21 protein-coding genes are annotated in these 26,522 nt (G+C 54.1%); 14 read left to right on the top strand and 7 right to left on the bottom strand.

What is annotated here, in order from left to right; translation table 11 throughout:
* Positions 1–173 precede the first annotated feature (173 nt).
* The 4 genes from BLW37_RS11375 to BLW37_RS11360 all read left to right on the top strand — a co-directional run bounded on the left by BLW37_RS11375 (position 174) and on the right by BLW37_RS11360 (position 2,017).
* Positions 174–671, top strand: coding sequence for a hypothetical protein (locus tag BLW37_RS11375; protein WP_091342970.1), 498 nt, complete (start codon positions 174–176; stop codon positions 669–671).
* Between the two features lie 112 nt (positions 672–783).
* On the top strand, positions 784–1,065 hold the full coding sequence (locus tag BLW37_RS11370; RefSeq protein ID WP_139243703.1) for a hypothetical protein: 282 nt from the start codon (positions 784–786) through the stop codon (positions 1,063–1,065).
* Positions 1,066–1,146: 81 nt separating this feature from the next.
* Complete coding sequence (locus BLW37_RS11365; protein WP_171907608.1) at positions 1,147–1,521, top strand: hypothetical protein; 375 nt, start codon at positions 1,147–1,149, stop codon at positions 1,519–1,521.
* 37 nt (positions 1,522–1,558) lie between these two features.
* Positions 1,559–2,017: a hypothetical protein gene (locus BLW37_RS11360; protein ID WP_139243702.1), complete on the top strand. Its 459-nt coding sequence runs from the start codon at positions 1,559–1,561 to the stop codon at positions 2,015–2,017.
* A gap of 98 nt (positions 2,018–2,115) precedes the next feature.
* Here BLW37_RS11360 and BLW37_RS11355 read toward each other — a convergent pair whose 3' ends face one another.
* The gene (locus BLW37_RS11355) at positions 2,116–2,907 is read right to left on the bottom strand and encodes a DUF2884 family protein (protein ID WP_091342962.1); all 792 of its coding nucleotides are present in this window, start codon (positions 2,905–2,907) and stop codon (positions 2,116–2,118) included.
* Positions 2,908–3,213: 306 nt separating this feature from the next.
* Between BLW37_RS11355 and BLW37_RS11350 the strand changes: the two genes are divergently transcribed.
* The 4 genes from BLW37_RS11350 (at position 3,214) to BLW37_RS11335 (ending at position 8,852) form a co-directional block, all read left to right on the top strand.
* Positions 3,214–5,028 carry an assimilatory sulfite reductase (NADPH) flavoprotein subunit gene (locus BLW37_RS11350; RefSeq protein WP_091342960.1) on the top strand — a complete coding sequence of 605 codons (1,815 nt, stop codon included), beginning with the start codon at positions 3,214–3,216 and terminating at the stop codon, positions 5,026–5,028.
* Positions 5,028–6,746, top strand: a complete 1,719-nt coding sequence (cysI, locus tag BLW37_RS11345; RefSeq protein ID WP_091342958.1) for an assimilatory sulfite reductase (NADPH) hemoprotein subunit — start codon at positions 5,028–5,030, stop codon at positions 6,744–6,746. Before BLW37_RS11350 ends, cysI begins: the two co-directional genes overlap by 1 nt.
* Positions 6,747–6,757: 11 nt before the next feature.
* Entirely contained in the window at positions 6,758–7,495 is a 738-nt protein-coding gene (locus BLW37_RS11340) for a phosphoadenylyl-sulfate reductase (RefSeq protein ID WP_091342956.1), read from the top strand.
* A 91-nt stretch (positions 7,496–7,586) separates the two neighbouring features.
* Entirely contained in the window at positions 7,587–8,852 is a 1,266-nt protein-coding gene (locus BLW37_RS11335; protein WP_091342954.1) for a mechanosensitive ion channel family protein, read from the top strand.
* Here BLW37_RS11335 and BLW37_RS11330 read toward each other — a convergent pair.
* Positions 8,849–10,252 carry a GTPase/DUF3482 domain-containing protein gene (locus BLW37_RS11330; protein WP_091342952.1) on the bottom strand — a complete coding sequence of 468 codons (1,404 nt, stop codon included), beginning with the start codon at positions 10,250–10,252 and terminating at the stop codon, positions 8,849–8,851. The genes BLW37_RS11335 and BLW37_RS11330 overlap by 4 nt on opposite strands.
* Complete coding sequence (locus BLW37_RS11325; protein WP_091342950.1) at positions 10,249–11,319, bottom strand: DUF2868 domain-containing protein; 1,071 nt, start codon at positions 11,317–11,319, stop codon at positions 10,249–10,251. The genes BLW37_RS11330 and BLW37_RS11325 overlap by 4 nt, the downstream gene beginning before the upstream one ends.
* A gap of 289 nt (positions 11,320–11,608) precedes the next feature.
* Between BLW37_RS11325 and ahpC the strand changes: the two genes are divergently transcribed.
* On the top strand, positions 11,609–12,175 hold the full coding sequence (ahpC, locus tag BLW37_RS11320) for an alkyl hydroperoxide reductase subunit C (RefSeq protein WP_091342948.1): 567 nt from the start codon (positions 11,609–11,611) through the stop codon (positions 12,173–12,175).
* Between the two features lie 181 nt (positions 12,176–12,356).
* Entirely contained in the window at positions 12,357–13,901 is a 1,545-nt protein-coding gene (ahpF, locus tag BLW37_RS11315; RefSeq protein WP_091342946.1) for an alkyl hydroperoxide reductase subunit F, read from the top strand.
* A gap of 80 nt (positions 13,902–13,981) precedes the next feature.
* Here the strand turns inward: ahpF and BLW37_RS11310 are convergent, their stop codons facing one another.
* The 4 genes from BLW37_RS11310 to BLW37_RS11295 all read right to left on the bottom strand — a co-directional run bounded on the left by BLW37_RS11310 (position 13,982) and on the right by BLW37_RS11295 (position 20,646).
* The gene (locus BLW37_RS11310; protein WP_091342944.1) at positions 13,982–16,129 is read right to left on the bottom strand and encodes a winged helix-turn-helix domain-containing protein; all 2,148 of its coding nucleotides are present in this window, start codon (positions 16,127–16,129) and stop codon (positions 13,982–13,984) included.
* A gap of 187 nt (positions 16,130–16,316) precedes the next feature.
* On the bottom strand, positions 16,317–17,900 hold the full coding sequence (locus tag BLW37_RS11305) for a serine hydrolase (RefSeq protein ID WP_171907607.1): 1,584 nt from the start codon (positions 17,898–17,900) through the stop codon (positions 16,317–16,319).
* A gap of 75 nt (positions 17,901–17,975) precedes the next feature.
* The gene (locus BLW37_RS11300; RefSeq protein WP_091342941.1) at positions 17,976–19,265 is read right to left on the bottom strand and encodes a DEAD/DEAH box helicase; all 1,290 of its coding nucleotides are present in this window, start codon (positions 19,263–19,265) and stop codon (positions 17,976–17,978) included.
* A 199-nt stretch (positions 19,266–19,464) separates the two neighbouring features.
* Complete coding sequence (locus BLW37_RS11295; protein ID WP_091342940.1) at positions 19,465–20,646, bottom strand: hypothetical protein; 1,182 nt, start codon at positions 20,644–20,646, stop codon at positions 19,465–19,467.
* A gap of 361 nt (positions 20,647–21,007) precedes the next feature.
* Between BLW37_RS11295 and cysG the strand changes: the two genes are divergently transcribed.
* From cysG to BLW37_RS11275, 4 genes are read left to right on the top strand one after another with little or no spacing between them, the layout of a single operon-like run.
* Positions 21,008–22,414 carry a siroheme synthase CysG gene (gene cysG, locus BLW37_RS11290; RefSeq protein WP_091342938.1) on the top strand — a complete coding sequence of 469 codons (1,407 nt, stop codon included), beginning with the start codon at positions 21,008–21,010 and terminating at the stop codon, positions 22,412–22,414.
* 9 nt (positions 22,415–22,423) lie between these two features.
* Entirely contained in the window at positions 22,424–23,320 is an 897-nt protein-coding gene (cysD, locus tag BLW37_RS11285) for a sulfate adenylyltransferase subunit CysD (protein ID WP_091342936.1), read from the top strand.
* Entirely contained in the window at positions 23,320–24,783 is a 1,464-nt protein-coding gene (cysN, locus tag BLW37_RS11280) for a sulfate adenylyltransferase subunit CysN (protein WP_091342934.1), read from the top strand. The genes cysD and cysN overlap by 1 nt, the downstream gene beginning before the upstream one ends.
* Positions 24,780–26,504: an SLC13 family permease gene (locus BLW37_RS11275; RefSeq protein ID WP_245785709.1), complete on the top strand. Its 1,725-nt coding sequence runs from the start codon at positions 24,780–24,782 to the stop codon at positions 26,502–26,504. The genes cysN and BLW37_RS11275 overlap by 4 nt, the downstream gene beginning before the upstream one ends.
* The last annotated feature ends 18 nt before the right edge of the window (positions 26,505–26,522 follow it).

The following is a 26,522-nucleotide window of genomic DNA, read 5'->3' as shown; positions in this document are numbered from 1 at the left end:
TACCTGCTTTTGACCGCAGCGAATACGCTACTGAACTTAGCAGCGGAAGATCCTTATTAATTACATTAACAACTCAAGACGAAAACCAAAAAATCAAATAAAAAGTAAAAAATTCACAACTCAGTGCTTTTTTTTGTATAATCAGGCAAATTTTTGTATTCAAAAGGAACTGAATGATGCAAGCAGAAGGTATCAAAGTCTGTGCGGAGCTTTGTGAGGACCCGGCTTTTATCCGGGCACTGGATCAACTGGCCTCCAGTATTGCTATGAAAATTGGCATGGCAAACGATGATCTAACTAAGGATGTAAGAAGACAAAACCAAGAGCTTGGTGCAGTGATTTATCATCGCTCGGCTAACCCGGTAGGTAGCAGGCCAGTGCGTTATGAAGTAAGCAGAGTTGGTACAGACGTTCCTCTTATGGGCAGGGTTGGAGAACAAAATGGTTTTGCGACCTCTTATCCTGAGATTTCAAAAGATGAAAATGTGGTCGCTGTGGTGATAGGTCTGCGTCCAAACACGAGACTACACATCTTAACCATGCCTAATAGGAAAAATTTCTGGTTAAACTATGCCAATCGTGTGAACAGGCCTGTTTTCCTAGTAGGCACTGGCCAATTAGCTGGTGTACGCTTTATTGTGCACAATGAGCAATTTGAACGTTTAAGGTAGAGACATGGGCCGCCGAATTTTTACTCTCATTTTGATGCTGTTTTCTTTAGTGGGGTGCAACACCACCCCACCCCAAACAGTGCTTAATAATCCTCCTTACAGCAAAATCAGCATGCTTGATGCCCTGGTGCATACTGAGCGATACAACCAACGTGATTTTGTGATTGATGGTTACTTGTCTGACGGCTATTTGTATTTCAGCCCCGAGCAAGCCAAGCACCAAGATACCAGCTACGCCATTGCTCTTCGCACAGAAAAAGCACAACCTATTGATCTGAGAAACTTTAATGAGCATTGGGTTTTTATCAATGGTCGGCTTGTATATGAACACGATGCAGGAAGTTATGCCGGCTCCAGCGTCCTGGTTGTTCGGGAAATATCTAACAGCTTTTAAGAGATAATGAATATGCTAAAGACAGCTGTGCTACTTCTGTGTGGTGTCATCGTCATCCTTCTCAGTCAACGAGTCCATGCGATGGAAAGTGTTTTCCCCAAAGTTCAGGCAATTGAATTACCCTACGTCCAGACTTCAATCGTGCAATTAAAAGCACACCCTGAGCGCTATTATGACCGCAATATCAGTATAAAAGGATTTTATCTGCACCCACAGGGTATCACCCTAAGCAAGGATCATAATTTATCCAGAGAGCTCGCTGTTGAAGTAATAACGGACGATCCCGAGCTGACCTATGATGTTTGCGGTACCCACTGGGTTATATTGGAAGGACACTTGTTGAAGGTATTTGATAGAGAGCTTCGGCACAATATTCCTCTGATTATCGCCGATCGTCTTACCATCAAAGAAAGTGGTGATGTCTGCTGGCAGCGCACTGAACCTTTTGATTTTTAACTGGTTGGCACAGCCGTTTCAAGGAATCCGACAGCATATGGCTACATCATTTCTAAGACTACTTACTACCACCAGTGTAGCAATCTACGCTGCAACCTTGGGTGCTGTTGTCACCGAGCCACCGCCGGTGCAGACCGCCAAACTGCCCTATACCCAAACTTCGGTGCTGCATTTACTTGTGCACCCAGATCGCTACTACAATCGCAATATCCGCGTCAGTGGTTACTACCTGCCATCGGTTGGTTTGACCATTAGCAAAGATGAGCAATTGCAGTATGAGTTTGCCGCACCTTTGCTGGACAGTGCGTCCGCTTTCAGTGGCACCGAATGCGACCAGCAATGGGTGGTGCTGGAAGGTCATTTCTTACCTGTATTTGCTCAAGAAGAACGTACAATTCAAGGCCGAATTATTGCTGACCGCCTTACAGTGATGGCCAGCGATGAGGTATGTTGGCAGCGCACTGAACCAGTCAACCTTGAACAGGTTGGCAGCTAGAGCCGCAGACTAAGCAATCTTGATAAAAAAGACGCCTCATCCTTAAGGAGTGAGGCGCCAAGGCTGTGGTTGGGAACCGTGTTGAAACTAAGCACTGTTTAGTGGCGCATGGCCTGGGCATCTTGCTGAAACAGGGCATAAGGGGCCAGTTGCGGCAGTTCGCTGATCAGGCTTTGCTCTAGCAGGGTCAGTTGCTGAATTTGCTCGCATAACGCATCGCCCCTTTGCTCCAAAGCTGCGGCTTGCAGGTTCATACTGGCCTCCAGCTCTTCGCCGAATTTTTCCATCCGCTCACCAAAGGCTTCCATCCGCTGCTCGAAGTTGCCTTCGCCGCTGAAAAAGGCTTTGCCCAGTTGCCAGAAAATACTGCCCATCGAGCTTTTCACCACCTCTTCAATGGCGGCTTCAAACTCCGGGCCAAAGGCTTCATCCAGGGCATCGAACTGACTGCCGCGGATCACCAGGATATCGCCCTGCTCAGAAATAATCCGGCTTCTGGCGTCATCCACTTTTTGCATCGCACTTTGCATGGCCTTGTGCTGCGCCAATGGCCGGCCAGTCAGTTCGGTCAGCACCTGATCCACTGCACTGTAAGCCAGGTCCATCGCTTCGACCACAATACGCACCGTGCTTTGGCCTTGTTGATAAACGCCTTCACGGTACTGCATTAACTGGGCACGTTGCGCTGGCGTGGTAGGCTGCGCTTGTTGCTGCAGCCAGAATTGTCCGTGCTGATCGATGCGCCACAGCTCGGTGCCGCCGGAGGACAAGGTCAGCTGCTGCGGTGTCATGCTCAGATCATGCTGCAGTTGAAAATTGCATTGCTGATGCTGCAGATTGCCGCTGCTGATATTTAATGCCAGGATGGTGGTTAGTAACATGCTGCTCATGGAGTTGTTCCTTCTTTTATCGTGTTGCCTAGCTGATGTGCGTCTCACGTTCGTTGCAACGCTTCATGGCAGTTCAGTTTGCAACCTGGATGCCAACTTTTAATGCATTGACTTTATTGAATTTTTATTTCAAATCAAACTGCGGCATTGGCGCAAATAAGGAAATTGACCAAAAAATAGTAAATTTAGCAAACCAATATGCCCACTTTTTAATTCCATAAAAGAATAAAAAAGAGAGATCTATTCTTTTACGAGCATCCATATAGACGGCTATGCTAGCGGCCTTATCATCGAACAGGTGTCGTTATGCTTTTGTCTTCTCTTGTCGCCCAGGCCAGCCCGTTGACGGAACAACAGGTGCAGCAGTTGCAGGGGCTGGTTAGCCAGCTCAATCCGATCCAGCAAGCCTGGGTCAGTGGCTATCTGGCCGCCAGTGCCCAACTGGCCGGTGGTGCTTTGCCGCAGCAAGCTGCGGTCAGTGCCGCCCCGTCCGCGACCCTGACCATCCTGTACGGCTCTCAGACCGGCAATGCCCGCCATGTTGCCGAGCAACTGGCCGCGCAGGCCAAAGCCAAACAATGGGCCGTTAATCTGCTGGATATGGCCGATTACAAAGCCAATCAGCTGAAGACAGAGCGCTTCCTGACCATAGTGACCTCCACCTATGGTGAGGGCGAGCCACCGGAAAATGCTGAAGCTTTCTATAAGTTCCTGTTCAGCAAGAAAGCGCCACAGTTGCCGCAGTTGAAGTACGCGGTGCTGGGCCTCGGCGATACCAGTTACGAATTTTTCTGCAAAACGGCGCAGGATTTTGACCAGCGCCTGGCCGAGCTTGGCGCTTCGCCACTGCAAAACCGTCAGGATCTGGATGTCGATTACGAAAGTGCCGCCAGCAGCTGGAATCAGGCCTTAATTGACGTGCTGGAGCCCGAGTTCAAAGCAAGTACAGCACCAGCCAGCGGCGCTCAGGTCATTGCCTGGCCTGGCCAAACGGCAGCCGCTGCCAGCAGCTACAGCAAGCAACAACCTTTTGCTGCCGAGCTGTACACCAACCAGAAAATTACCGGCCGTGATTCCAGCAAAGATGTGCGTCATATTGAGATTTCACTGGCGAACTCGGATCTGAGTTACCAGCCGGGTGATGCCCTTGGTGTGTATTTCCACAACGATCCGGCGCTGGTCCGGGAAGTTTTGTTCAGTGCCGCCATTGCCTCCAGCACGCCGGTCCGGCTGGGTGAGCAGCGCCTGACTGTGGCCGAGGCGCTCACCGAACAGCTGGAGCTGACCCAGTCCTACCCGGCCTTTGTGGAAAAGTATGCCGCAGCCATTGGCAGTGAGGCCTTGCAGAGCCTGGCGGCCGATAAAACCGCACTGCGTGATTATCTGGCGGATCGGCAGATCATTGATATTGTCCGCGATCACCCGGGTAGCTTAAGTGCCCAGCAGCTGGTGGATGCACTGCGCAAACAACAGCCCCGGCTTTATTCCATTGCCTCATCGCAGGCCGAGGTGGAAGACGAAGTGCACTTAACCGTTGGCGTGGTGCGCTACGATGCCTTTGGCAGCACCCACTTAGGCGGCGCGTCCGGCTTTTTGGCCGAGCGACTGGCGGAAGGCGGCAAGGTGCGGGTTTTTGTCGAGAAAAACGACAACTTCCGCCTGCCGGTCAATGACGATACCCCCATCATCATGGTCGGTCCCGGCACCGGCATAGCGCCATTCCGCGCCTTTTTGCAGGAGCGGGAGCAACGCGGAGCCTCCGGCGACAACTGGCTGTTCTTTGGCAACCCGCATTTTACCCAGGACTTCCTCTATCAGGTGGAGCTGCAGCGCTACCTGAAGCAAGGCCTGCTAAGCCGGCTGGATGTGGCCTTTAGCCGTGATCAGGCAGAAAAAATCTACGTGCAGCACAAGCTGCAAAAGCAAGGCGCCGAGGTATTTGCCTGGCTGGAGCGCGGTGCTCACCTCTACATCTGTGGCGATGGCAACCGCATGGCCAAAGATGTGCACCAGGCGCTGCTGGCCATTATTCAGCAGCACGGTGGCAAGAGCCCGGAGCAGGCCGAGCAGTATTTAGATGAATTGAAGCAAGCCAAACGTTATCAGAAGGATGTGTATTAATGAGTCAGTATCCCATCAACCCGGCTTTTGTGGCCCAGGGCAAGTTGTCTGATAACGAACGCTTAAAAACCGAAAGCGATCACCTGCGCGGCACCATCACCACCGATCTGCAGGATGAGATCACCGGTGGTTTTAACGGCGATAACTTTATGCTGATCCGTTTTCACGGCATGTACCAGCAGGATGACCGCGATATCCGCGCCGAACGGGCCGCGCAAAAGCTGGAGCCACTGCACAATGTGATGCTGCGGGCCCGCATGCCGGGCGGTATTATCACCCCGACCCAGTGGCTGGCCATCGACCGCTTTGCCGCCGAGAAAACCATGTACGGCAGTATCCGGCTGACCACCCGCCAGACCTTCCAGTTTCATGGTGTGTTAAAACCCAACATCAAACCAATGCACCAGTTCCTGCATGAAATTGGCATTGACTCCATCGCCACCGCCGGTGACGTCAACCGCAACGTGCTCTGCACCTCCAATCCGGTGCAGTCCGAGTTGCATCAGCAGGCCTATCAGTGGGCGGTGAAAATCAGCGAGCATTTGCTGCCAAAAACCCGCGCTTACGCCGAGATCTGGCTGGATGAGGAAAAGGTCGAAACCACCGAGCAGGAACCCATTCTGGGCGATACCTACCTGCCGCGTAAATTCAAAACCACCGTGGTGATCCCGCCGGATAACGACATCGATGTGCATGCCAATGATCTGAACTTCGTTGCCATTGCCGAAAACGGCCAGCTGGTTGGCTTTAATGTGCTGGTGGGTGGTGGCCTGGCCATGACCTTTGGCGATACTTCGACCTATCCGCGCCGCGCCGATGAACTGGGCTTTATTCCACTGGAACACACCTTAAAAGTGGCCGAGCATGTGGTGACGGTACAGCGCGATTACGGCGATCGGGTCAACCGCAAAAACGCCAAGACCAAGTACACCATCGACCGGATCGGGCTGGATAATTTCCGCCGCGAAATCGAGCAGCGTGTTGGCGTGCCGTTCGAGCCGGTACGGCCCTATACCTTCACCAACCGGGGCGATCGCATTGGCTGGGTCGAAGGCATTGATGGCAAGCACCATTTAACGCTCTTTATTGAAAACGGCCGGGTGCTGGATTTCCCCGGCAAACCGCTGAAAACCGGTCTGGCAGAAATTGCCAAAGTGCATCAGGGCGATTTCCGCATGACCGCCAATCAGAACCTGATCGTGGCCGGAGTGCCCACCGAACAAAAAGCCCAGATTGAACAGCTCGCGCGCCAGCATGGCTTGATTGATGACAGCCACAGCGAACAGCGGAAAAACTCGATGGCCTGTGTCGCCTTTCCAACCTGCCCGTTGGCGATGGCCGAAGCCGAGCGCTATCTGCCTGAGCTGGTCACCAAGGTGGAAGGCCTGCTGCAAAAACACCAGCTGGCCGATGAGCATATTGTGCTGCGGGTCACCGGTTGCCCGAATGGCTGTGGCCGCGCCATGCTGGCCGAGGCTGGTTTGGTTGGCCGGGCGCCCGGCAAGTACAACCTGTACCTCGGTGGTGATCGGATCGGCAGCCGGGTGCCCAAGCTGTATCTGGATAACGTGGCCGAAGCCGAAATCTTAGCCGCGCTGGACCAGCTGATTGGCCGTTGGGCCAAGGAGCGGCTGGCCGATGAGTGCTTTGGTGATTTTGTCATTCGTGCTGGTGTGGTGGCGGAAGTCAAAGTTTCCAAAACCGATTTTCATGCCTGAGAGAGGCCAGAATGAGCAAATTCCAACAGATCCTGGTGCAAGACCCGGCCACCCAGCAAGACTGGCTGGCCGAAATCAATGCCCTACTCACGCCGCTAAGCGCAGCAGAGCGGGTGCGCTGGGCGCTGCAGCATTTGCCACAGCAGCCGATGCTCAGCTCCAGCTTTGGTATTCAGGCGGCCGTGATGCTGCACCTGGTCACGCAGCAGCAAGCCGATATCCCGGTGGTGCTGACTGATACCGGTTATTTATTCCCGGAAACCTATCAGTTTATTGATCAACTAACCGAGCAACTTGGGTTAAACCTGAAAGTGTACCGCTCGCAGTTATCCCCCAACTGGCAAGAGGCTCGCTATGGTCAGCTGTGGCAAAGTGCCGAAGGTATCAGGCAATACAATCAGCTGAATAAAGTTGAGCCCATGCAGCGCGCCCTGCGCGAGCTCAATGTCGGCTGCTGGTTTACCGGCCTGCGCCGCAGTCAAAGCAGCACCCGCGCCGATAAGCAGGTGGTGGAAATCAGCCGTGGCGTCATCAAGGTGCAGCCCATCATCGACTGGAGCAATAAGGAGGTGTTCTATTACTTAAAAGAACATGGTCTGAGTTACCACCCGCTGTGGGAGCAAGGCTACATCTCGGTGGGCGATACCCACTCCACCGTCAAATTCGAACCCGGCATGAGCGAAGAAGACACCCGCTTTAACGGCTTTGGCCGCGAATGCGGCCTGCATATCGATGGCGATGGCATTTAGCCATCGCATTTTTGCTGCCACATCATCGTCATTTTTTCATTCAGCAGAATCGGTTACACTAGCCACAACTTCCTCTACTTAACGAGTGGACATGAACGACTGGCTTGCAACCCTGGAACACTGGCGCGAACTCTCGCCCGAGATCTTTATGGCTGGCAGCTTGCTGCTGCTGGTGGTGTTGTCCTGGCTGGCCAACTGGATCACCAAAAACATTCTGGTACGGGCGGTTTCCAAAGCCTTTAATGCCACCCCTTTTGCCCAGCATGCCATGCAGCAGGATTTTGGCATCATTGCCCGGCTGTCTAATGTGGTACCCGCCTTAGTGCTGGCGGCCGGGGTTGGCTTGATTGAAGGCCTGCCGCATCTGGTGGTTGAAGTGGTGCGCAATGTCAGTAATGCCTTTATTGTGCTGACCATCGCCATGGCGCTGAGCAATGTGCTGACCATGATCAACACCCTGTATGAGCGCCGCCCTGATTCCAGGACCAAGCCAATAAAAGGCTATATCCAGCTGCTGAAAATCATCGTTTACACCGTTGCCTTTGTGCTGATGGTGGCCATGCTGATTGACCGCTCGCCGCTGATATTACTCTCAGGCATGGGCGCCATGATGGCGGTGCTGCTGCTGATTTTTCAGGATACTATTTTATCGGTGGTGGCCAGCGTGCAGATTGCCTCCAACGATGTGATCCGGGTCGGTGATTGGGTAGAGATGCCACAGCTGAACGCCGATGGCGATGTGATTGATATTGCCCTGCATACCGTGAAAATCCAGAACTGGGATCGCACCATTACTACCATCCCGACCCGCCGCTTTATGACCGATCCCTTCAAGAACTGGCGCGGTATGCAGCAATCCGGTGGCCGTCGCATTAAGCGCAGCCTGATGATTGATCAGCAAAGCGTGCGTTTTTTGAGCCCGGAAGAGCGCAAGCATCTGGATCGCTTTCGTTTGCTGCGAGACTATCTGGCCGAAAAAGACCGCGAGATTACAGCCTGGAATGAGTCGTTAAAAGAGCAGGGCAAAGAGCCGGTTAATACCCGCCGCATCACCAATCTTGGAACTTTTCGTGCCTATGTGCAGCGCTACCTGCAAAGCCATGCCCGGGTGCATCAGGGCATGATCCAGATGGTGCGGCAAATGCCACCGACGCCGGATGGCCTGCCGCTGGAAGTGTACTGTTTTACCAATACCGTGGTCTGGGTGGAGTACGAGGGCATTCAGTCGGATATTTTTGACCATTTGTTCGCTATTCTGCCGGAGTTTGGCCTGCGGATGTATCAGCATCCAAGCGGGCTGGACTTACGCCAGCTGCGTATCGAAGGCCTGACGTCAGCAGCCGAACAGGCACACTAAGCCAGGCTTTGTTGCTGCTCCTGCTGCAAGGTAGCGGCGAGTTTTTGCTGCAAGCTGCTACGGATCCAGTCGCACAAAGCCTCTGACTGGGCCGACTGCCATTTGCTTTGCTGCAGCTGCTTGCTCCATTGCAGCAATTGCACCTGAGCGCGCTTGTCCCAGTCGCTGGCCTGAGTGGTCAGTGCCAGCCGGCTGCGCTTGGCGTGTGGCCGAAGCCAAAGCAGCTGCGCAAAGGTCAGCGCCCGCGCCATCACCACCAACGGAAAATTCGGGTGCTTTACCGGGCCGATAAAATGCCGCTGTTGGCTAAGCGGCAACCAGCCCAGCTTCTTACCCGGCAGCTGCTTACTGGCCAACCAGCCCGCAGCCGAGCCGAGCACTCCGCCCGATAAAGCCCCCAGCATCAATGAGCTGCCGCCTAAACCAAGATCCAGTACAGCTCCGGTCGCCATGCCGGCAGCGCCGGTTACCATCAGCAGCTCTTTTTGCTGCAACCCCCACAGATACCAGGTTTCGGTGTTCATCAGCCGATCGCGCTCGATCGGCCAGTCCAGCTGGCGCTCCAGCTCAGCCTGGCCGTGGCCCCACTGCTCTGCCAGCTGGCGAAACAACTGGCTTTCCGCCTGATCCAACTGCTGCTGCAACCAAAGCTCCGGGCTGGCGACTAAAGAAGGCGGTAACGCCGACATCGGCTGGCGCAAGCTCAACTGAGCGCACCAATAATCGGCCAGTTGCTCACTTACCTGCACCAAACGCTGCTGCTCACGCTGCAGCAACTGCCGGTTTAACTCAGTCAAAGCCGCGGTCCAGTCCGGCGTTAACTCAGCCATGGCCTGAAACAACGCCTGTCGTGCCGGCAGACTGGCCGTCATCGGGTTAAACAGCCGGACCCACTGAAAGCTCTGATTTAAGGTAGCCTGCCAGTTTTGAATATGTGGGCTTTTCGCAATAGGATTGATTAAGGCCATTCTGGGCTGGCCGGTCCAGCGCAGAATTTCCATCTCGGCTTCATCGGTGGCACTAACCGCGCTGGCAGCATCGGTGACAAATAAAATGCCGCTGCCAGCCATAATGGGCTCCAGCAAGGCCACCTCATCCGGAAATTGCTGCCGGTGCGACGGTTCGGCCAAAAAAGCCCGCACTCTGGCCGGCCGATCGGCCGCTGCAACCGGCACCTGCTGCAACCAGGCCAACAGCTGACGGGCACGCTGAAAGCCCGGCGTATCGGTGAGCGCCAACAAGACCCGGCCGTCCAGCACAAACTCAAAGCGTTCGGCCTGACGGGTGGTGCCGGATTCGACGCCAATGCGCACTGAATCGTTTTCCACCAGGGTGGAGACAATGGAAGACTTGCCCTGATTGGGGTGGCCAACCACGCAAAACTGCGGTATTGCCTTCATTCGGTCTCCTTAATCCAAGCCAGTTGCTGCTGGCGGGCAAAAGCCTGCCAGCTGGCCAGATGCCGGTTGGGCTCGGTGCAGCTGTCGGTTTGCGGCCAAAGGGCCTGGGCAATGCCCTGACGGCGTGCTTGCGCCATCCAGTCCGACAATTCAGCGACCGGGCTGCGACTGGCCGCTACCCGCCACAGGATCTGCGGTGGCCTGGTAGCAATCAGGCGCTGCCAGGCCTCATCATCCTGTTGCCAATCGGCGCTGCCTAAGGCAAGTACGCTATCCGTCGAAGGCAACTGCCAGTGCACCAGCCTGGCTTGTTGCCAATCGCTCAGCACCTGCTGCTGCAAAGGCGCTGGCTCAGGCTCAGCCGAGGCGAGTGCGGCGCCGGCTGCAGTGGCGTTGGCAGGCCTGGCAGCAGGCTGTACCCGCAGACCGGCGGGCTGACGGCGGCTTTGCCACTGGCAAAACAGCGCCAGCAACAAGCGCGGCAGCAGGTTGTAACAAAGCAAGCTCATCACTAAAAAAGGCCACCAACCACTGGTTTGTGCCAGCAGCAGTTGCTGCTGTTCAATGCGGGCAAAGCGGCTTTGGGCCAGCAGTTGCTCATCCGGTACCGCCGCAGGCCAGACGCTGTGCCAGGGATAACTCAGCCATTGCAGCCACTGACTAAGTAACTGCTGATCCGGCAACAAGGTTGAGCTCCAGCCAAAGGCCAGATCAGACAGCAACAACAGCAACAGAAACACCAGCGCAATGCCAAGGCCAAACCAGCACCACAGCCAATTTAGCTGACTTAGCAGCCACCATTGCTGCGTCCGATCAGGCTGCCAGTACAAGGGTTTACCGCTAATACGCAGCAGCCAGGGCCGGCCAGGCCGCAGCAACCAAAGCATAGCCAACAGGCTGCCCAGCAATGGTACCCCGGCCCACAGCAGCCAGACCAGCAAGGCATTGATACGGCCATCGGCGCTGTAATTCAGGCTGCCAGCTCCAAGCAGCATGCCCAGCAGCAAGGCCAACGGCCAGCGCCACCAGGGCAAAGCGATTGAAACGGCAGCAGACTGTGGCATCATCGAATTCTCAGCATGATAGATTCATCGTGTGGTCATTATCTTATGTCAGGATAGATCAGAGGGACACTTTTTACTGCGTGTTTTTGCGGACAAGATGGTAATAAACGGTTGAATTTACCTGAAATGCCCCAATTGATCAGCACAGCTGGCCCTGGTGCGGTGCAACGGATCGATCATCGAAATAATCGATTAAAGCCATTTGTTTTATTCATTTTGCATAATCGGTGCCACTTGCTAGAGTAGCACCTGTCGAAACACCCAATGTTATTAACTGAAATGGAGGAAGACAATGTCTTCAATTATCAATACCAAGATCAAACCTTTTAAAGCCACTGCTTTTCAAAATGGTAAATTTATTGAAGTAACTGAGCAGGACTTACTGGGTAAGTGGTCTGTTGTGTGTTTCTACCCGGCGGATTTCACCTTCGTTTGCCCAACTGAGCTGGGCGACCTGGCTGATTTCTACCCGCAGTTCCGTGACATCGGCGTAGAAGTGTTCTCTGTGTCTACCGACACCCACTTCACGCACAAAGCATGGCACGATGCGTCTGACACCATCAAGAAAATCGAATACCCAATGATCGGTGACCCGACTGGCGCTATCACCCGCAACTTCGGCGTGATGATCGAAGAAGAAGGCCTGGCCCTGCGTGGTACTTTCGTCATCAACCCTGAAGGCGAAATCAAAGTTGCTGAAATCCATGACCTGGGTATCGGCCGTAGCGCTGCTGAGCTGTTCCGTAAAGTACAAGCTGCTCAGTACGTTGCGAACCATGATGGCGAAGTTTGCCCGGCCAAATGGACACCAGGTGAAGCGACTCTGGCTCCATCACTGGACCTGGTTGGCAAAATCTAAATGCCACACCACCGTTGCCCGGCAGCGGACGCTGAAACCACGCCTCACGACTGAAGCTGGTTTCAGCTTCTCCCCCTGCACTGTAAAAACGGTACCAAGCCAGCATCTCAGGATGCTGGCTACCCTCAAGCTTTGCCTGACATAAAGCGCTAAGACACAGTCAAGAGATGGAGTAGACTCAATGTTAGATACCAACCTGAAACAACAATTAAGCAGCTATCTGCAGAACCTGAAATCCCAGGTAGAGCTGGTCGTATCTCTGGACGATAGCGCCAAAGCTCAAGAACTAAACACCCTGGCTACCGAGATTGCCAGCTTGTCGGATCGCGTTAGCCTGCGCCGTGACGATGCCGCTTCCAAGCGGGTACCAGCCATGCAGGTTCGCTCTAGCGAGAAAGGCACTGTGATTACCTTTGCCGGTGTGCCGATGGGTCACGAATTTACCTCCCTGGTGCTGGCGCTGCTGCACTCGGGTGGCCACCCGATTAAAATTGAGGCTGAGCTGATTGAGCAAGTTCGTCAGCTGACCGGTCGTTTTGAGTTTGAAACCTATATTTCGTTAAGCTGCCAGACCTGCCCGGAAGTGGTGCAGGCGCTGAATATGATGGCAGCCATTAACCCCAATATTACCAGCGTGATGATCGACGGTGCCCTGTTCCAACAGGAAGTCAGCGATCGCAATGTGATGGCTGTGCCCACTGTATTTTTAAATGGCGAGCAGTTCTCGCAGGGTGCCATCACGCTGGAGCGAATTATCCAGAAAATTGATGTCAATGCCGAAGCCCGTCAGGCCGAAGCGCTGAAGCAAAAAGAACCCTTTGATGTGCTGGTCGTAGGCGGTGGCCCAGCCGGTGCTTCTGCCGCGGTCTATGCGGCCCGTAAAGGCCTGCGCACTGGCGTACTGGCCGAGCGTTTTGGTGGCCAGGTGGCCGATACCGTCGGCATTGAAAACTTTATCTCGGTGCAATACACCGAAGGCCCGAAGCTGGTGAATGCCCTGGAAGCCCATGTGCGCCAGTACGACGTGGACATTATGAACAACCAGCGTGCCACCAAATTAAGCAAAAGCGAGCAAGTCGAGCTGGAGCTTGCCAATGGCGCTGTACTGAAAAGCAAAACCCTGATCCTGGCCCCGGGCGCCCGCTGGCGCGAAATGAATGTGCCGGGCGAGCAGGAGTACCGCGGCAAAGGCGTAGCTTACTGCCCGCACTGCGATGGTCCGCTGTTTAAAGGCAAACGAGTTGCGGTGATTGGCGGTGGTAACTCCGGCATTGAAGCCGCCATCGACCTGGCAGGTATTGTCGAGCATGTCACGGTGCTGGAATTTGCCGCCGAGCTGCGCGCCGATGCGGTGCTGGTGAAAAAAGCCAACTCCATGGGCAATATCACCATCATTACCGAGGCTCAGACCACCGAAGTGACCGGCGATGGCAATAAGGTGAATGGCATTCAGTACACCGATCGCAAAAGCGGCGACAGCCACCACATCGAACTGGCTGGCATTTTCGTGCAAATCGGCCTGGTGCCCAACACCGAATGGCTGCGCGGCGCGGTGGAGCTAAGCCCACGCGGTGAAATCATTGTCGATGAACGCGGCCAAACATCATTGCCAGGCGTGTTCGCCGCCGGCGATGCCACCACAGTACCGTACAAGCAGATTGTTATTGCCATGGGCAGCGGCGCCAATGCCTCGCTCGGCGCCTTTGACTACCTGATCCGTCACTAATCATTAAGCGCGTCCCCTTTGCGGCAACCCTCGGGTTGCCGTTTTTTTGCATATTGCGTGATTAAGAACGCCCCTATCCACTAAAGTTTACTAGTAACTGGATAAATCTGCGTATCCACCCTGGCCGTATGGCGTAACAGCCAACGTTGTCCATCCGGGCTGATATCAAAGCTTTGCAGCATTTGTCGACGATCGGCTTGCCACTGTTCCAGCTCACCTCTTGCCAGATCATAACGATAAATCCAGGTATGTTTCAGATCGGTTTCGCCCCAGTACAACTTGGTATCACGGACATGGATACTGCCAACAAACTGTTGTAAGGTTTGCACCGGTAATATCTCCTGCTGGCCATCACGCACTCTGGCGAAATTCTGATCATCCTGCCTTAGCACAATGAATTCATTCGAGGCAAGCACGGCAACCACGCGCTCACCCTGGTGTAAGATACTGCTTTGCATGGTATCCAGCTGATAACGCCAACTGACTGGCGTGCCATGCTCAATGTAATTGAGGATCACCGCCTCGCCTGATGCTTCAAACATCGCTTGCTGCCATAAGTGTGAGCTGACAGGCAGTGGACTCAACTTCCCCTGAGGAAGATTGAACAAATGCGGCTTGCGATTCACCAACAGCAACACCAGCTCGCCATCAGGGTGGATACCCTGAACACTCAGTTGCTCGTCTTGCACTTCCAGCACGGTATTACGACGACCACCACTGGACTGCAGTAACAGCCGGCTGATCTGGTCATTGCGCTCTACCACCAGGAATTGATCGGGCTCCGTGGTAAAATACATAGCGTTGGTCTGCGTGTCCGTATTGAGTAACGTCCGGCTTGTGAACTGCCCAATGGGCCCCTGATGATTCACAAATCCGCCGACATCTCCAACAATCCGGTTTTGCAGCCATTCATTATCACCTGACCGGACCACAAACCGACTTAACCCTCGCACACTACTTTCATGCTCACCACGATTGCTATCCAGTGCCTGGAGCTCGCCACTGGGCCAATGCATCAGGTGCAGCACATGTTCATCCAAAATCAGTAAGCGCTCTTCATCAACAAAAACAATGCTGAACACTCTGTCTGGATAAATTGTCTGCTTCAGAACCCGGCCAGTCTCACGGTGCATAATGGTCAAAAGTTGTGGCTGTCCCGTCGTCATGCGCAAATAGGCCAGCATGCTGCTATCGCCCGACAAGGCAAACAGATAATCCTGAGTGTTGCCAATGACAGCATGAGTGACGGGTTCCAGCTCCCCGGTAGTGAGATCAAGCTGCTGGATTTGCATCGAGTCTTTGTTCCCCATACTGATAAATAGCTTTTCTTCATTAGGGATTTGTTTGAGTTGAAACATGACCGGTTGCGGCGCTAGCAGTGCCTTTGCTGGCCCTTGCCATTGCCCATTGGCACTAATAGGACGCTGATACAGCTGATAGAGGCCCTGCTGAAAGTCATGATAGAACAAGGATTGCCCATCGTGATGAAACTCGACCCACATGATTTGATGGTTACCCGATGTTAGATGGCGCGTTACCCCCGTAGCACGATGATGCCAGTACAGCTCCTGCCCGGGATGATTCGTCGAGTTGGAGGAGAACACAATGGCGGCTTTATCAGGTGAAATGGCCAGCGACAATTTTTCGCCTTCAATCGTTCGCAGTGGATCGCCTCGTTGCCATAGCGAAGAGGTATGATGTTGATACATGAAGCCTGCTATCACGGCAAACAGCAATATCACCAACGCTAACAACAATGGCCAGCGCGCAGCCAAGCTTGCCTTATCCATCGCGCCAGTTGAGAGATGTGGTTGCGTGCTTCGCTCAGGCTTTGCTGATTCAACCGCAACATGGCGTGATGGTACAACTACGTCAGCTGTACGCGCTGTAAACGCTGTCTCATCATGAAATGGTTGGGGCGGCTGCAACCAGCGATAACCTCGCTTCGCAGCGGATTGAATGTATTGTGGTGTATCCGTCTGGTCCTGCAAAGCGGCCCGCAATTTACTGATGGTGCGCCGCACCGCCGTATCACTCACCACCCGCCCTGCCCAGACCTGTTGATGCAACTCTTCCAGACTAACAAAGCGTTCATGATTGGCCAGCAAGTAGCACAATACGCTATACACTTTAGGCTCAAGGGTGATGGACTGCTCAGGAGTTTGCAGCTGCTGATTGACAGGACAAAGAATAAACTCACCAAACTGCACCGAATGTTGCAACGACATGCGGCAATTTCCTTATCACATTGCTGCTTGCAGAAAGTGCAAGGGACGAATCATGTCAGGGATACTACCACAGTAGCCTGAAATTTCGTTGACAAATTAGCAGCAATTTCTACTGAGCAGCATAAATCATTAAGCTCAAAACCAATCGTCTCGTATGCCCCAATAGCAACCTTTGGGCTGCCGTTTTTTATGGCTCGATTTTTCCAAAAACAGCGGTGCGCCTATAAGGTGCCGGGTAAATCCCGACCTGCAGCAGTTGTGGCCTGAGTGTCCATTCCACGCTGAGTTCGATGGCGCCATTCTCACTAGTGGCAAAGTGCACAAACTTCTCCCGCTGGGCTTTGTTGTGCCAATGGGCACGATAGGTATCGCCCTGCCAGTGTTCCAGGGTGAGTTTGGACAGGCCATCGTCCCAGAATTGCAGCAGCAAGTCACCATTGTCCAGCAGCGAAACTTCAGCGTTGCCATAAAGAGGATGCTGGTAACGACCGGTGATTTGCTCTGGGCTCAGGCTGGCGAGCAAATCCGGCTGACGCTGTTGTTCAATCTGCTGCCGGGCGCTGCTGGCGTCGGCAAAGTCTTGCTGATATTGCGTCAAATAATGGCTGTGCCAGTCATGCGCCGGCAAACCGGCGATACGGTCAATAATGGTGCGGGTCACAGCCGGGCGGAAGTTCTCGAAGGTATTGCCCACCACGATAATACCCAGCTCCAGCTCAGGCACCAAAGTTACTTGCGTATTAAAGCCGTCGGTAGCGCCGCCATGACTGGCAGTGGCGTAACCGCGGTAATCCTCCAGATACCAGCCCAGACCATAGGCCCGTACCGGATCAAGCTGGCTTGCCCGGCCTACCACCACCTGAGGCGTGAAAATCTCCGCCATCACCTCCTCACTTAGCAATCGCTGGCCCTGATAGACGCCAGGCTCACCCAGGTTCAGTCGCAGCCACTGCGCCATCTCGTAGACGCTGCTGTTGACCGAAGCAGAAGGCCCAACATTGTCGAAGTTGCGGCGGGCAATCGGGACGATTTCCCCGTTAATAAATTGGTGCGGCAGGGCAATATTGGCATCATCCGCTGCAAACTGAGTAATGGAGGTATTGCTGCGCTGCATGCCAAGCGGCGCAAATAAGCGCTCACGCACAAACTCATCCCAGCTTTGGCCACTAACTGCCGCCACCACTTCACCGGCCACCGAATACATCACGTTGTTATAAACAAAGCCAGCGCGAAAGGGCTGTTCAAAATCGTGATGCTGCATCTGGCGGATCACCTGCTCCCGGCTTGCGGTTGGCATAAACTGAATGCGGTTGCCGGTAATACGCCCAAGGCCAACGCGGTGGGTTAACAAATCGCGGATCCGTACTTCCTGAGTAACCCAGGGGTCGGCCAGTTGGAAATACGGCAGATGATCGATGACTTTATCGTCCCAGCTCAACTTGCCCTCATCCACCAACAGGCCCAAGGCTGTAGCGGTCATTGCTTTGCTGGTAGAAGCCACGCCAAACAAGGTGTGCTCATTGACGGGCAGCTCGGATTCAAGGCCCAAAGTGCCAAAACCACGGGCATAAATCACTGCATCCCGATACACCACAGCCACCGCCAGCCCGGGCAGTTGCCAGTCCTGCCGTCCTTGCTCAACCCAACTATCCAGCCCAGCCAATGGCTCTGGCTTGGTGGAATCAAGGGCACAGCCAGCCAATGCCAAGGCAGCCAGGCTGCTCAGTAGCAAGGAACGAACAAAGTAAGAAGAGAAAAGCGTGGGATGCATGCCGGGCCTCGAAATAACCATTCAAGGCCAGCATACTAGCCGATTTGGCCGCCAGGGCCAAATCGGTCAGGCCAGCTAGCCGGCGTTGGGTGTTCTGGCAGGTCGGCGGTGTTGACTGCGGGCTTTGGCCTGAGCCGAGCCCTCGGCGCGCTGACCATCGCGATGCTCGCTTGGCTTTTTTGGCTTTTTCGGTTTGCGTGCTGGCTGCGACGGATTGGATGCCGGCACATTATGCACTGGCTCATAGCCCGCTTTTACCTGACGCGGGATGGCCTGGCGAATAACCCGTTCAATATCGCGCAGCAATTTGGCATCGTCGGCACAGACCAGTGACACAGCATGGCCACTGGCGCCGGCACGGCCGGTACGGCCAATGCGGTGCACGTAATCTTCCGGCACATTGGGCAAATCAAAATTCACCACTTGCGGCAACTGATCAATATCCAGACCGCGGGCGGCTATATCGGTGGCTACCATCACCCGCACTTCGCCGCTTTTAAAGCCTGCCAGCGCCTTGGTGCGAGCCGCCTGGCTTTTATTGCCATGAATGGCCGCTGCCTGAATACCCACCGTTTCCAGTTGCTTGGTTAATTTGTTGGCGCCGTGCTTGGTTTTGGTAAACACCAACACCTGCTGCCAGTTTTGATCGACAATCAGGTCAATCAGCAGCTGCGCTTTACGGTTCTTATCCACCGGGTACACCAGTTGTTCGACTCGCTCGGCCGTGCTGTTGGCTGGGCTGACCGACACTTCCAGTGGGTTATTGACCATGGTTTTGGCCAGCGCCCGGATCTCATCGGAAAAGGTAGCCGAGAACAACAGGTTCTGCCGCTGTTTTGGCAGCAAGGCCAGAATTTTACGGATATCACGGATAAACCCCATATCCAGCATACGGTCGGCTTCATCCAGTACCAGGATTTCAAGCTCGGAAAAACGCACCGCATTTTGCTGATACAGATCCATTAAACGACCTGGGGTGGCAATCAGAATGTCGACGCCTTTACGCAGCTTTTGCATCTGCGGGTTAATTTTCACCCCGCCAAAGACGATGGTCGAGCGCAGCGGCAAGCGGCTGCCATAACGCAGCACGCTGTCGCCAACCTGAGCCGCCAGCTCACGGGTTGGCGTCAGGATCAAAGCCCGCGCCTGATTGGCAGACGCCGGCTTGCCTTCTGCCAGACGCTGCAGCAGTGGCAGGGTGAAACCCGCCGTTTTGCCGGTACCTGTTTGGGCCGCAGCCATTAAATCGCGACCAGCCAGTACAGCGGGGATCGCCTGAGCCTGGATCGGGGAAGGAGTGTCGTAGCCTTCAGCCTGAATGGCTGCAAGCAATGGGGCCGATAGGCCCAGGGAGGCAAAACTCATAACATCTCTCATAGTGTGCAAGCGATCGCCAGATTGGCAGCGGCACAGGATACAGAATCTGACTTAAAGTCGCTATCTTTTTTGGGATAGGTGCGTGTTTGTGGCAGCTTTCATTCACACGTACAGCACCACTAAGCAGTATCTTAGCCATACTTAGCAGTGCAATTTGCAAAGAGTTTAAACTCAGACTTTAAGTTTATCAACAAGGTACATAGATAATGCCAACCACGACAGTATCCCCAGTTGGGCCTCTTCTAAGAAAAACAGCACACTCATTAATACCAGTGCCGCCGCCAACACCTCCCCCTCCTGGAGTACCCTCACTACCTCCAACCGGTGTGGGCGGAGAAAGATGTAAATTAGGGTTCAATTGTTGTAAACGCTCTGCTACACAATAACTCAACTCGATGGGCACGTTGCTATTTGCTATATTGGTTAACGTTGAAAGAGCTTGTCCATCAATGTATGAATAGTCTTGATCCAGTCCTACAACTACACCACCTTGACTTCTTGACATAATATTAAACACTAGTTGTGGATAACCTGGATAATTACTTACACCTAGCCGTTCAAAAAACCTTAAATCTTCTGCCTCATTAAACACTACAGTAAAGTGCTTGGTCTCTGGGGTAATAATCAAACTTGCATTCGCAGCAAAGCCTGCCCGGCTCAAACCAAACGACAACGCATCCAACCGCACCTCATTAAAATTCAAAGCATTCTTTATACGTTGAATCCCAGTTGCCTGATTATCACGGAATTCATTTTGCACATATTGCTGTACACTCGCTATCTTGCGAGTATCAAAAGCAAGTTGCACAGCAGCTGCATCACGGTCATTGGCACAATTTGAAGCCATCGGAATAAGAGCGGCTGGGGCTATGGCTAATGAAGATGGATGCCGAAGAGGCTGAGTTTGCAGTGCCGCCATACCTGCCTGCACAGCGTTTTGCATAGCTTCCGCCATAAAGGCAGCATGCTCATCCACACCGGTGTTCAGCATGGCAATGATTTCTGGATGCACCGTGCGATCACGGGTATGCAGCTGCATCTCGAAGGGGTTAACCCCTTGTGGAGCATGATACACCTCAAAGGGATAGGCCTCACGGCTCTGCGCATTAAACACCACTATATGCTTGGGCTGGCTGGTACAGCTTTGATTATCGATATTAACTACATCGCCACCACCAACTATCACACATTGCAAGTCGGGTACGGCGTGCTGCATGGCCAATTGCTGAGCTTGCACATAATTGCAATTCTCACACACCAGTGCATTTTCATGTACCTGTGCCACAGAGGAAGAAGACATCAAGCCACAGCCTGTCATTAGCAAAGCAAGGATGCCTGTTACCGGTAACTTTAAATGGGTTTTGCTCATTTCCTTTTCCTTTTCCTTTTCCTAGAATAGAAACCCACCATAACAATGAAACAAAAATAAACAACAATAAAACATTGATAATGAAAAAATTCATTTCGCAACAGAAAAAGCTAAATAACCTATGCGCCAGACCACGACGCATTTGCGTGGTAGCATAGCGCCATTAACAATACAGCAGCCAAACATCGCTCAGTAATCCCGAGCGCAAAGCATAGATACCTTAATACTAATTCCTTTTGGTTATATCTGAGCGCGATCCATTCTTTTATTAAAGCCATACGGACGGCTATTCTGCAGGCTATGTCAATGCCATCACAAAGAGAATGGCATCTATAAATGCAGCCCTGGGCTGGAGTGAGCGATGGACTATTTACCAATTTTTACCCAATTGCAGCAGCAACCCGTGCTGGTGGTCGGCGGCGGCCAGGTCGCGTACCGAAAAATCCAGTTGCTGCTTGCTGCCGGCGCTCAGGTTACAGTGCTGGCCAAACGCATCAGTGCGGACGTGCAGGCGTTGCAGGGCGAACAGCTTCGCTGCATTGAAGCGGCCTTTGGCGAGCACAGCATTGCCCACTACAAGCTCATTATTGCTGCCACCGATAAACCGGCGGTCAATGCCGAGATTTTTCAGGCTGCCAACGCCGCCAATATCTGGGTGAATGCCGTGGATGATCCCGAGCATGGCAACTTTATTTTTCCGGCCATTGTTGATCGCAGCCCCATCGTGGTGGCCATTTCCTCCGGCGGCAATGCCCCGGTGCTGGCCCGTCGTTTGCGCGAACGCATTGAGCAGTTGCTGCCACAATCGGTCAGCCTGCTGGGTCAGTTTGCTGCCCGCTGCCGCGAGCGGGTAAAAGCGGCCTTGCCGTCCATCAGTGAGCGGCGCGATTTCTGGGAGCGTTGGTTTGCCGGCCCGGCCCAGCAGTTACTGGCCAGCGGTAAAACCAAAGAAACCGAGCAATTATTTGAGCAGCAACTGCAGCAGTTTGTACCCAACCAGGGCGAAGTCTGGCTGGTGGGTGCCGGCCCTGGCGATCCGGAGCTTTTAACCATCAAAGCGATGCAGTGCATGCAGCAAGCTGATGTCATTGTTCACGATGGTCTGGTCAGCGCCGATGTGCTGGCCTTGGCCAGACGCGATGCCGAGCGCATCAGTGTCGCCAAACAAGCCGGCTTTCACAGCCTGCCACAAGATGAAATTAACGCCCTGATAGTGCGGCTGGCACAGGCCGGCAAACGGGTTTGCCGGTTAAAAGGCGGCGACCCCTTTATTTATGGCCGTGGTGGCGAAGAATGCGAGGCCTTAGTCGCAGCGGGTATTCGCTACAGTGTGGTGCCTGGTGTCACCGCCGCTGCTGGCTGTGCGGCCTATGCCGGCATTCCGCTAACGCACCGCGATTACGCCCAAACGGTGCAACTGGTAACCGGCCATTGCCGGGCCAATGGTGATGAGCCCGACTGGCCATCACTGGCCAAAGCGCGTCAGACCCTAGTGGTTTATATGGGTTTGATCAATAGCGCTACCCTAAGCGCGCAGTTGATCGCCCATGGCCGCAGCAGCGATACCCCGGTCGCCATTATTGAAAACGGCACCCGGCCCGAGCAGCGCAGCATCACCGGCACCCTGGCGCAGTTGCCACAGCTGATTGCCGAGCATCAGGTGCAAAGCCCGGCCTTGATTATTATTGGCGAAGTGGTGGCACTTGCGCCGAACTTACACTGGTTTCAAACTTTCGTGGCTGAGCCAAGCGTCAGCCAGGCAGCCTAGGAGCAACAGATGGCTTTATCGCATTTACAACAACTGGAAGCCGAGAGCATCCATATTTTCCGCGAAGTCGCCGCCGAGTTTAAAAAGCCGGTGATGCTGTATTCGATTGGTAAGGATTCGTCGGTGCTGCTGCACCTGGCCCGCAAAGCCTTTGCACCGGGCAAGATCCCTTTTCCGTTGCTGCATGTGGATACCGACTGGAAATTTCGCGAGATGATTGCCTTTCGGGACCAGATTGCCAAGGATTACAACCTTGACCTGCTGGTGCACAAAAACCCGGAAGGGCTGGCAATGGGCATCAATCCCTTTGTGCATGGCAGTGCCAAACACACCGACATTATGAAAACTCAGGGCTTAAAACAGGCGCTGAACCAGTATGGTTTTGATGCCGCCTTTGGTGGCGCCCGCCGTGATGAAGAGAAATCCCGCGCCAAGGAGCGGGTGTTTTCCTTCCGCGATAAACACCACCGCTGGGACCCGAAAAACCAGCGGCCTGAGCTGTGGAATATTTACAACAGCGCCATCAATGAAGGCGAGAGCATCCGGGTGTTCCCGCTTTCCAACTGGACCGAGCTGGATATCTGGCTTTATATCCTGCAGGAAAAAATCGACATTGTACCGCTGTATCTGGCGAAAGAGCGCCCGGTGGTGAAGCGCGATGGCACCCTGATCATGGTGGATGACGATCGCATGCCGATTGAACCGGGTGAACTGATAGAACAAAAATCCGTGCGTTTTCGCACCCTTGGCTGTTACCCGCTGACCGGCGCCATCGAGTCGACCGCCGATACGCTGGAAGGCATTGTCGAAGAAATGCTGCGCGCCCGCACTTCCGAGCGGCAGGGCCGGGTGATTGATCAGGATCAGTCGGGTATGGAACTGAAAAAACGTGAGGGGTACTTTTGATGAGTAGCACCGTACTGGAAAGCACCAGCCTGGAGCAACAGCTGAACGAGCTGGGTATTCGTGGTTATCTGCAACAGCATCAGGACAAAAGCCTGCTGCGGGTACTGACCTGTGGTAGCGTCGATGATGGCAAAAGTACTCTGATCGGCCGGCTGTTGCACGACAGTCAGCAGCTGTACGATGATCAGCTGGATGCGCTGAAACGCGATCACAAAGGCCGCAACAGTGAAGGCGAGCTGGAGCTGGCCATGCTGGTGGATGGCCTGCAAGCTGAGCGCGAGCAAGGCATTACCATTGATGTGGCCTACCGCTATTTCTCCACCACCTTGCGTAAATTTATTCTGGCCGACACCCCAGGCCATGAGCAGTACACCCGCAATATGGCAACAGGTGCCTCCAATGCCGATGTCGCTATTTTGCTGGTTGATGCGCGTCATGGTGTGCTGACTCAAACCAAGCGACACAGCTTTATTTGCGCCCTGCTCGGCATCAAGCACTTTGTGGTGGCGGTGAATAAGATGGATCTGATTGGCTATGCCGAAACCGAGTTCAGCCGCATCAAAAAAGATATTCTGGCCATTACCAGTCAGTTGCAGGTACCTAAAGTGGACGTGGTGCCTTTAAGCGCGTTAAAAGGCGAAAATATCATGGCGCCATCCGCTAATATGCCCTGGTACCAGGGCCAGCCGCTGCTGCCTTTGCTGGAAACATTGCCGCTGCCGGATCGCAGTGGCCAGCATAGTCGCTTCCCGGTGCAGTATGTCATACGGCCAGATCTGAATTTCCGAGGCTTTGCCGGTACCGTTACCGGTGGGCGGCTGGCGGTCGGTCAAACCGTCAAGGTCTACCCTTCCGGCCAGCAAAGCACCATTCGCAGCATTGAGACTTTTGCTGGTAGTCAGCCGGCAGCCGAAGCCGGTGAAGCGGTGACCATTACGCTGCAAGATGAAGTCGATGTCAGCCGTGGTGACTGGCTGGTGCCGGTGGAAGAGACCGTGACGCTGAGCAACCGTGCGCTCGCCTATCTGGTCTGGTTTAATGAGCAGCCACTGCAGCCCGGCCGGCTGTACGATCTGAAACTGGCCAGCCGCAAAAGTTCAGTCAGCATCAGCAAACTGGATCACAAGGTCAATATCAATACCTTGCAAAAAATCGACGCCGATACGGTGCAAATGAATGACATCGCGCTGGTGGAGCTGGAGCTGACCGAAGTACTGCCGCTGGATACCGCCAGCGAACATCCCGGCACCGGCAACTTTATCCTGGTGGATCGGTTGAGCAATGCGACGGTAGCTGCCGGCTTAATCCAGACGGTACTGGCGAAAGAGCAGGTCAATGCGCCGGCTAACTTCTCTGCCTTTGAGCTGGAGCTGAATGCCTTGATCCGCAAACACTTCCCGCACTGGCAGGCGGCGGATCTCTCGGCGCTAACCGATGCTTTGCATGGTGCAACGAACAAGTGACACTGCAGCAGCTTGGGGTCATTGCCCTATTGCTGGCGCTGGTCGCCGGCTTAGTCTTCAGCAAGCGCTCGCCAGCCTTTTGGTTTGGCGGTGCCCTGCTGGCCAGCTACCTGGTCGGCTGGCTGGAGCTGGACAAAGCCTTGACCAATTTCAGCAACCCCTCGCTGATCACCTTGGTATTACTCTTGTTGATTTCGCTGGCCATTGAGAAATCGCAACTGGTTAGCTGGTTAAGCCGCAGCTTTTCGGGCAGCAACCTCAGCCTGGTGGTAGCACGCTTAAGTCTGGCCAGCGGCTTCTTGTCGTCCTTTGTCAACAACACCGCCGTGGTGTCGACCCTGATGGCCTCACTACGGCAGCACCCGCACTTTGCTGCCTCCAAGTTGCTGATCCCGCTGTCGTACAGCGCCATCTTAGGCGGTATGCTGACGCTGATTGGCACCTCGACCAATCTGATTGTCAATGGCTTTGTCGAAGAAGCCGGCCACGCCAGTCTGGGCTTTTTTGACTTCACTTTGCTTGGCCTGATTGCCTTTGCTGCTGGCCTGGTGGTGCTGATGATCGGTGCCCACTGGCTGCCGGATACCCGCAAAGCCGAGCAGGCCGCGGCCCCTTATTACTTAAGCGCCCACGTCGATACCGACAGCCAACTGATTGGCAAAACCGTCAGTGACAATGGTCTGCGTGAATTGCAGGCACTGTTTCTGGCGGAAATTCAACGTGGTGATAGATTGCTGTGCCCGGTCAAACCGGATACGCTGATTGAAGCCGGCGATGAACTGCGCTTTGTCGGCGACCTGCAGGCGGTATCCCGCCTGCAAAACTTCCCGGGCCTCAAGCTAGTGCCCGGTGAAGCCGAGCATCAGGGCGAGCTGATGGAAGCGGTGATCAGCTACAGCTCCAAGCTGGTGGGTAAAACCTTGAAGCAGCTACGCTTTCGAGAGCAGTACGATGCCGCGGTGATCGCGGTGCGTCGTGGCCATGAGCGCTTAAATGGCGGCCTCGGCGATTTGGAGCTGCATGCCGGCGATGTGCTTATCCTGGCCACCGGCAAAGACTTTCCCGGCCAGAATGAACTGGGGCAGGATTTTATTTACGTCAATGGTCTCGCCATCAGTCAACCACTCACAGCCAAGCGCAGCCACTGGGTGCTGGCCAGTTTTGCCGCCACCCTGGCTCTATCTATCTTGGATCTGGTGCCGCTGGTAAAAAGCCTGCCACTGTTGCTGGTGCTTTATATCGCCACCAAAGTTATCCAGCTGAACGAGCTAAAACGCCGCTTTCCACTCGAGCTGTTTATTATTGTCGGCTCTGCCATTGGCCTGGCCCAACTGATGATCCAGTCTGGTGTGGCCGGCATGATAGCGGCAGGGCTCAATCAACTGGTGGCAGGCTACGGTGCCTATGGCGCTTTGATTGCCATTTTTATCGCCACCTGGCTCTTTACCGAAGTGGTCACCAACAATGCCGCCGCCGCGCTGACCTTTCCTATCGCCTATGCCATGGCGCTGGAACTGAGCGTCAGCCCAACGCCGTTTTTTATGGCGGTCGCTTTTGGCGCTTCGGCCAGCTTTATTTCGCCCTTTGGTTATCAAACCAACCTGATGGTGTACAGCGCCGGCAACTACCAGCTGAAAGATTACGCCCGTATCGGTATTCCGATGGCTTTGGTGTACAGTACAGTAGTGCTGCTGTGCCTGCCACGCATTTACTCGTTTTAAACCCGGATTGGACACCCC

The sequence above is a fragment of the Alkalimonas amylolytica genome, from assembly GCF_900107845.1.
Taxonomy (GTDB): domain Bacteria; phylum Pseudomonadota; class Gammaproteobacteria; order Enterobacterales; family Alteromonadaceae; genus Alkalimonas; species Alkalimonas amylolytica.
Note: the sequence above shows the minus strand (reverse complement) of the source record. Positions and strands in the feature narration are given on the sequence as shown.

What these genes read in the sequence shown, in the direction of transcription:
- BLW37_RS11375 (WP_091342970.1), top strand. Translation starts at nt 174, where the DNA reads ATGATGCAAGCAGAAGGTATCAAAGTCTGTGCGGAGCTTTGTGAGGAC.
- BLW37_RS11370 (WP_139243703.1), top strand. Translation starts at nt 784, where the DNA reads ATGCTTGATGCCCTGGTGCATACTGAGCGATACAACCAACGTGATTTT.
- BLW37_RS11365 (WP_171907608.1), top strand. Translation starts at nt 1,147, where the DNA reads ATGGAAAGTGTTTTCCCCAAAGTTCAGGCAATTGAATTACCCTACGTC.
- BLW37_RS11360 (WP_139243702.1), top strand. Translation starts at nt 1,559, where the DNA reads ATGGCTACATCATTTCTAAGACTACTTACTACCACCAGTGTAGCAATC.
- BLW37_RS11355 (WP_091342962.1), bottom strand. Translation starts at nt 2,907, where the DNA reads ATGAGCAGCATGTTACTAACCACCATCCTGGCATTAAATATCAGCAGC.
- BLW37_RS11350 (WP_091342960.1), top strand. Translation starts at nt 3,214, where the DNA reads ATGCTTTTGTCTTCTCTTGTCGCCCAGGCCAGCCCGTTGACGGAACAA.
- cysI (WP_091342958.1), top strand. Translation starts at nt 5,028, where the DNA reads ATGAGTCAGTATCCCATCAACCCGGCTTTTGTGGCCCAGGGCAAGTTG.
- BLW37_RS11340 (WP_091342956.1), top strand. Translation starts at nt 6,758, where the DNA reads ATGAGCAAATTCCAACAGATCCTGGTGCAAGACCCGGCCACCCAGCAA.
- BLW37_RS11335 (WP_091342954.1), top strand. Translation starts at nt 7,587, where the DNA reads ATGAACGACTGGCTTGCAACCCTGGAACACTGGCGCGAACTCTCGCCC.
- BLW37_RS11330 (WP_091342952.1), bottom strand. Translation starts at nt 10,252, where the DNA reads ATGAAGGCAATACCGCAGTTTTGCGTGGTTGGCCACCCCAATCAGGGC.
- BLW37_RS11325 (WP_091342950.1), bottom strand. Translation starts at nt 11,319, where the DNA reads ATGATGCCACAGTCTGCTGCCGTTTCAATCGCTTTGCCCTGGTGGCGC.
- ahpC (WP_091342948.1), top strand. Translation starts at nt 11,609, where the DNA reads ATGTCTTCAATTATCAATACCAAGATCAAACCTTTTAAAGCCACTGCT.
- ahpF (WP_091342946.1), top strand. Translation starts at nt 12,357, where the DNA reads ATGTTAGATACCAACCTGAAACAACAATTAAGCAGCTATCTGCAGAAC.
- BLW37_RS11310 (WP_091342944.1), bottom strand. Translation starts at nt 16,129, where the DNA reads ATGTCGTTGCAACATTCGGTGCAGTTTGGTGAGTTTATTCTTTGTCCT.
- BLW37_RS11305 (WP_171907607.1), bottom strand. Translation starts at nt 17,900, where the DNA reads ATGCATCCCACGCTTTTCTCTTCTTACTTTGTTCGTTCCTTGCTACTG.
- BLW37_RS11300 (WP_091342941.1), bottom strand. Translation starts at nt 19,265, where the DNA reads ATGAGTTTTGCCTCCCTGGGCCTATCGGCCCCATTGCTTGCAGCCATT.
- BLW37_RS11295 (WP_091342940.1), bottom strand. Translation starts at nt 20,646, where the DNA reads ATGAGCAAAACCCATTTAAAGTTACCGGTAACAGGCATCCTTGCTTTG.
- cysG (WP_091342938.1), top strand. Translation starts at nt 21,008, where the DNA reads ATGGACTATTTACCAATTTTTACCCAATTGCAGCAGCAACCCGTGCTG.
- cysD (WP_091342936.1), top strand. Translation starts at nt 22,424, where the DNA reads ATGGCTTTATCGCATTTACAACAACTGGAAGCCGAGAGCATCCATATT.
- cysN (WP_091342934.1), top strand. Translation starts at nt 23,320, where the DNA reads ATGAGTAGCACCGTACTGGAAAGCACCAGCCTGGAGCAACAGCTGAAC.